Source organism: Longimonas sp. (genome assembly GCF_040409695.1).
Classification (GTDB): domain Bacteria; phylum Bacteroidota; class Rhodothermia; order Rhodothermales; family Salinibacteraceae; genus Longimonas.
In genome coordinates, this window is record NZ_JARWGJ010000031.1 from 1 (window position 1) to 3,131 (window position 3,131).

3 protein-coding genes are annotated in these 3,131 nt (G+C 52.5%); all 3 read right to left on the reverse strand.

Annotated elements, in window-relative coordinates; genetic code table 11:
• Positions 1-308: 308 nt before the first annotated feature.
• Positions 309-1,841 carry a Fic family protein gene (locus tag PPP56_RS01640; protein WP_353562128.1) on the reverse strand — a complete coding sequence of 511 codons (1,533 nt, stop codon included), beginning with the start codon at positions 1,839-1,841 and terminating at the stop codon, positions 309-311.
• 71 nt (positions 1,842-1,912) lie between these two features.
• Complete coding sequence (locus PPP56_RS01645; protein WP_353562130.1) at positions 1,913-2,233, reverse strand: hypothetical protein; 321 nt, start codon at positions 2,231-2,233, stop codon at positions 1,913-1,915.
• A gap of 276 nt (positions 2,234-2,509) precedes the next feature.
• Positions 2,510-2,800: a GIY-YIG nuclease family protein gene (locus PPP56_RS01650; RefSeq protein ID WP_353562132.1), complete on the reverse strand. Its 291-nt coding sequence runs from the start codon at positions 2,798-2,800 to the stop codon at positions 2,510-2,512.
• Between the last annotated feature and the right edge of the window lie 331 nt (positions 2,801-3,131).

Below are 3,131 nucleotides of genomic sequence, written 5' to 3' on the forward strand. Positions count from 1 at the left end.
GAGATCCTTCCGCCTTGGCGGCGTCAGGATGACGAGGGATGGGGGGACAGGTGCTGGACTTGCAAATCTCTCCGCCTTTCCCGCCAGTCATGCTGAACGAAGTGAAGCATATCAGCGCCGCACCGATGGCTGCCTCGTTGGCAAAGCGTGCAAAGGGGCACTTTGCGTGCCGGACGTGTTGAGGTGACGCCGGTATCCTTCCTCCCGACGTCAGTCTGGCGTCAGGAAGACGGGCGGATATGTCTTCAAGACCAAGAACGATTACTTACTGATTCGACCACGACCTCATTTAGAAGGGGTTAATCACCCTACAACCCACGACGGAATACTTCTAACCCTCGTACCAGCACAGGGTCTATCCATCGGCTGAAACGGTCGCGCACTTCCGGTAGTGTCTCGCGGTAATTGAACGAGAAGGTGTCATCAACAAGCGGTTCAAAGTCTGTGATGGGAGCCCCCGCATTTTCCTGGTTATCATCTTTACGATAGAAGCATGCGGTAGCAACCAGAAGACCACGAAACTCATCCCCAATGCCATGGATCGAGATTAAAATTTCAGAGCGGCCATCCAACTCAATACCGAGGCACGCCCAATCGTGGTGGCTTCCCAAGTTTGCATAATAGTCTAACTCTTTAGCTACTTCCACAACCTGATAGCGATACCAATGCTGTCGTTCTGATCCGTCAGATCCCTCGAAGGCAAAAGATTCGAAGTTGGTCTCAGAAGGCACAAACGTGCGAAGCTCCTCTTCAAGTTGTTCAGAAAGCGAATCGAGCTTTGCTTTTGCATCCTGTCGCAAGCGCCCTGCATATTCTTTTGCTCTTCTACGCTCTTGGGTGAGCTCGTCTTTCCGCTTCTTGAACGTATCCTGAATGGATCCGATGACACTGCTGATGCTTCGCTCTGTGCTTTGGACATCTCCAATGATGCCCAACGCCTTAGTCAAAGCCTTCCGCTCTACATTGCTGAACAGGCGAACAAGCGGCTGTAAATCGCTATGATCTGCTGCTTCAAGGGCTTCGATATAATCGCTTCGTATCTCGTTTGTAATAACGAGTGGTAACCACCCCGCCTTTAGAAAAATGAGCGTGGCAAGTGAGCGAGCTACACGTCCGTTTCCATCCTGAAACGGGTGTATCTGCGTAAATCGGTGATGGAGCCAGGCTGCTTCCACCTCGGGCGGAACCCCACTTTCCATATGCTCCCTATGGAGCGTGATAAGCCGATCCATTTCGGCATCAACGTGCTCGGGAGGACAGTACTCATGAATGTAACCATCGGGGCGCTGTGGATTGTTAGGGCGCTGCTTGTACTCGCCTTTGAGAAGCCGCACCTCTACAAGATTACCACGGGGATCAACGGCTTCTGTCGTATCCTGATTGCGCGTAAGCTCAGCGTGGAGTTCTTTGATATATGAATTGGAGAGCGGTCGCTCGTTTGCCACGAATGAAAAAAGACCTTCTACGGCACGGTGCTGATCTTGGATAAGGCGTGCCACCTTTTGTGGGTCTTTATTTGTAGCATTGTGCCCGATAAGCGCTGCATCAACACCTCGTTCAATAAGCAATTGAGTTGTGCCCTGATCGAGCGTGTAAAGCCGTTCGATAATGCCCGTTTCAATCGCCCACTGGCGACGCAGCCGCTCATTGAACTGTTTGACGGCATCTATCTCTTCCAACTCGTCGCGCTGCTCTTCCCATACTTCAGACAGCGACCTCAGTTGCGTATCTGCCAGTTCATTCGGCGCCGTTTGAAAGTCTTGAATCGGATTCCAGCGGTACGACGTGGTCGCTTCTTTGTCCATTTGATCAGATCGGAGATGGTTCATTGTGGATTGCAAGCGTAACTAAAGACTGATATGAACGTGCATGCAAAAAGCAGTGTTGAACGTCGACAAACAGGTCGAAGCGGTCATGCAGCACTCAGCGGACTTTCGCGACGCCGCGCTTCACGAATTACATCGTTGAGAACGGCCTTATTAACCGTACCCTCAAAGCTAAACCGCTTACGGAATTCTTCCTCGCCAAGCTTGCGAATGGAGGGACCGAGCATCCCGAGAAAGAACGACGACGCAACTAAATAGACGTCTTGGGGAATACGAATTACGATGTTGTCCTCTTGGTCGTCGATCACATCCAAACACGTCGATTCACGCACCGCTTTCCCGCGTGGACGTCCAGACAGTACAGGGGCATCGCTATCTCGGTGGTCATCAAGATCAATTACTTTCATAGTGGCCACCGCTCTGTTCAAAATCTGATGTTGGAGATTAGATTCTACGCTTCAAAAAAACCAGTTTATTTTATGCACGTTCCCCCCATCCCAGTCATGCTGAATGCCGTGAAGCATCTCAGCACCACACCGCCGGAATGCCCTGCCGACCCGTGGACAAGAAGAAAGCCCGCTCCATGTGTACGCAGCGTGCCAGGCCTGTCATGGTGGCGTTGAGATCCTTCCGCCTGCGGCGTCAGGATGACGGGGTGTAGAGCAGGTGCCGACTTGATAGGATTACATTCCTAACAGCTCGTCACCCCAATCAGTCCATGTTGGATTGCCTGCTTCAATCAACGCAACCTTCTTTGCGCGCCGCCATCCTTTGATCTCCTTTTCGCGCGCAATAGCGTCTGCTGCACGGTCGTAGGTTTCGTAATGCACCAGACGCGTGACGTTGTACCGCCGGGTAAACCCTGGAATCTGTTTTCTTCGATGCTGACGAAGTCGAAGCTCCAGGTTATTTGTCATGCCGGTATAAATCACTCGCGACCGGCTTGCCAGAATGTAAACGTAGTAGGCTCGCATGATAAAGTGATGGCCGACATGTTAGGCGGTTCTGTCTTCATGAGATGCGAACCAACATACCGCGAGGCATGCATTTACGCAAGCTGATCAGTCTAACAAACGAAGGCACAAGTCTCCTCTCCAGTCATGCTGAACGCAGTGAAGCATCTCGGTGCCGTACGTTCGGGGCGCCCTGCCGCCAAGTGGGCAAGGAGGCGCTTCGCGTGTGTGGAGCGTGCCAAGCGTGTCGTGGTGGCGTTGAGATCCTTCCGCCTGCGGCGTCAGGATGACGGGGATGGGGGCAGGGTGCCTGGCTCAAAGCGCCAACTCCCGTTTCCAGTCATGCTGAACG